The sequence below is a fragment of the Actinomadura sp. 7K507 genome (genome assembly GCF_004348425.1).
Lineage (GTDB): Bacteria > Actinomycetota > Actinomycetes > Streptosporangiales > Streptosporangiaceae > Spirillospora.
Genome location: NZ_SMKK01000458.1, coordinates 1 through 2,818, shown reverse-complemented (window position 1 = coordinate 2,818; position 2,818 = coordinate 1). Strand labels below are relative to the sequence as shown.

Below are 2,818 nucleotides of genomic sequence, written 5' to 3'. Positions count from 1 at the left end.
GTGACAGCGGCCGTGACAAGCTCCCCGTAGGCGGCCAGATACCGCCTCACTGATGGCCAGGAAGTTCCCCGTGGACGGCCAGATATCTCCCCGCTTGATCGTGATCGTTCCCGGTCGGCGAGAGTCGGGCGGGTGAAGAACAGCAGGGAGATCATGGAGATCCTTGAGGCGTACGACCTCACGGGCAGTTACCGTGCCGCGGCCGAGCTGGCCGGGTGCGACCACCACACGGTGGCCCGGTATGTGAAGATGCGCGCGGCCGGGCAGGCGCCCGAGCAGCGGCGGCACCGGGAGCGGGCGGTCGACGCCTATCTGCCCAAGATCGAGGAGCTGGTGGTCCGGTCGCGGGGGAGGATCCGCGCCGATGTGGTCCATAAGCGGATCGTCGCGATGGGCTTCGCCGGTGGGGAGCGCACCACCCGCCGCACGGTGGCCGAGGCCAAGGCGCAGTACCGGCTCGGCCGGCACCGTGTTTACCGGCCATGGACGGTCGAGCCGGGGCTGTGGCTGCAGTGGGACTGGGGGTGGGGTCCGCTGATCGGCGGGCGGCAGACGGTGTTGTGGTGTGCGTGGCTGGCCTGGTCGCGGTTCCGGGTGGTGATCCCGGTCTGGGACAAGACGCTGCCGACCGTGACCGCGTGCCTGGACGCGACGCTGCGCAGGGTCGGCGGGGTGCCGGCCTATGCGCTGACCGACAACGAGAAGACCGTCACCACCGGCCATGTCGCCGGGATCGCGGTCCGCAACGCCGAGATCGTCGAGGTCGCCAAGCACTACGGCATGACGATCCGGACCTGTGTCCCGGCCGATCCCGAGTCCAAGGGCGGCTCGGAGGCGACGGTGCGGATCGCCAAGGCCGACCTGGTCCCGACCGAGGTGAACCTGCTGGCCGAGTATCGGACGTTCTCGCAGCTGGAGGCGGCCTGCCGGGCGTTCTGCGACGAGGTCAACGACCGTGTCCACCGCGAGACCCGCCGCAAGCCGGTCGAGCTGCTGGCCCAGGAGCGCCAGCGGCTGCACCCGCTGCCCAGGGCGCCGTTCACCGCGGCGTTCGGCACCACCCGGCGGGTGAACTGGGACTGCACCATCTCGGTCGAGGGGGTGCGCTACTCAGTGCCGCACCGCCTGGTCGACACCCGGGTCTGGGCCCGCTTCCACGGCGACGAGCTGATCGTCACGGCCGTCGCCGGCGACGCCACCGCGGCCGAGGTCGCTCGCCACCGCCGCGGCACCGCGGGGACACCGGTGATCGACACCGCGCACTATCCGCCCCGCGATGACAAGGACGCCGACCGGAGACCGAAGGCCACCAACGCCGCCGAGGCCGCGTTCTTGATGCTGGGCCCCGGAGCGGCGTCCTGGCTGGTGGAGGCTGCCGCCGCGGGCACCCGCCGGATCGGCGCCAAGATGGCCGAGGCCGTCGCGCTGGCCAAGCTGCACTCGCCCGCAGCCGTCGACCGCGCCCTGGGCACCGCCGCGATCACCGGCCGGTTCACCGACAAGGACCTGCTGTCGATCCTGGACTACCAGGCCCGCCAGGGCGAGGCCGAACCGAACCGCGCCGGCGAGGACCACAGCCTGCAGCCCGGCACCTCCGCCTGGGCCGCCTTCGGCACCGTCCCCCGCCCGGCCCCCGACACCGACAGCGATGCCCTCGACAGCGACGGCCCGGGCGGGCGGGCGTGAGCCCCGGCCCGGACTGGACGCCGCTCAACATGCGCAGATGGGTCGCCCAGGACCTGCACCGCACCCTGACCGAGGCCATCGACCACCTGGGGACCCCGCCCCCAGGCACCGGCCACCTGCCCGGCGGCCTGCTGGACGACCTGCGCTATCACGCTGGACTCCTGCGATGCCGCCTGGCCGAACCGGCCGCCGGCGACGGCACCACCACAGACAAGGACCCGATCCGATGACCGCACCGCTGCGCACCGTCCCCGGCTCGGCCGGGGACCCCCTGGCCGAGGCGATCGAACTCACCCGCCGGCTCAAGCTGCCCCACATCCGCCGCGCCCTGCCCGACCTGGTGCCCACCGCCAAGGCCCAACGCTGGGACCCCGCCGAGGTCGTCCGCGTCCTGCTCGCCGAAGAGGCCGCCGGACGCGACCGCGCCAACCTGGCCACCCGCCGCAAACGCGCCGCCTTCCCCGCCGGCAAGACCTTCGGCGACTGGGACGAGACCGCCTCGCCCATCCCGCGCCCGACCCAGGACGCCCTCAAGAGCCTCGAATGGGTCACCCGCCGCGAGAACCTGTGCATCTGCGGCCCGTCGGGCACCGGCAAGTCCCACTTCTGCGAGGCTCTCGGCCAAGCCGCCGTCGAAGCCGGGCTGAGCGTCGCCTGGTTCACCATCGAAGACCTCGGCGTCCTGGTCCGGCGCCACCGCGTCGACGACTCCATCGCCCGCGCCCTGGCCCGCCTGATCCGCTCCGACCTGGTCATCATCGACGACATCGGCCTGCTGCCCGTCTCACCCGACGCCGCCGAGGGGTTCTACCGCCTGGTCGACGCCGCCTACGAGCGACGCTCGCTGGCCGTCTCCAGCAACCTGCACCCCTCCGGCTTCGACGAGATCATGCCCAAGACCCTGGCCACCGCCACGGTCGACCGGCTCCTGCACCACGCCCATGTCGTGGTCACCCAGGGCGACAGCTTCCGCCTCGCCCAAGCCACCTCCGGGCAGGGGGTGAAGCCCTTCACCTAACCCTGACCAGCACCAACGGCGGGGAACTATCTGGCCGCCGTTGGGGAACACACCACGGCCGCCAGCGGGGAGATCTCAAGGCCGCCCACGGGGAGTTCAGAACGGCCGTTGACA

General features: G+C 72.2%; 3 protein-coding genes. All 3 read left to right on the top strand.

The genetic code is table 11. The features are described from left to right. Positions 1–132: 132 nt before the first annotated feature. Genes istA through istB form a run of 3 tightly spaced genes read left to right on the top strand, consistent with a single transcriptional unit; the run spans position 133 to position 2,704 of the window. The gene (gene istA, locus E1285_RS44350; RefSeq protein WP_132160910.1) at positions 133–1,686 is read left to right on the top strand and encodes an IS21 family transposase; all 1,554 of its coding nucleotides are present in this window, start codon (positions 133–135) and stop codon (positions 1,684–1,686) included. After that, positions 1,683–1,916 carry a hypothetical protein gene (locus E1285_RS44345; RefSeq protein WP_132160909.1) on the top strand — a complete coding sequence of 78 codons (234 nt, stop codon included), beginning with the start codon at positions 1,683–1,685 and terminating at the stop codon, positions 1,914–1,916. The genes istA and E1285_RS44345 overlap by 4 nt, the downstream gene beginning before the upstream one ends. Beyond that, positions 1,913–2,704 (top strand): IS21-like element helper ATPase IstB, encoded by a 792-nt coding sequence (gene istB / locus E1285_RS44340; RefSeq protein WP_132160908.1) that lies wholly within the window; start codon positions 1,913–1,915, stop codon positions 2,702–2,704. Before E1285_RS44345 ends, istB begins: the two co-directional genes overlap by 4 nt. Positions 2,705–2,818 lie beyond the last annotated feature (114 nt).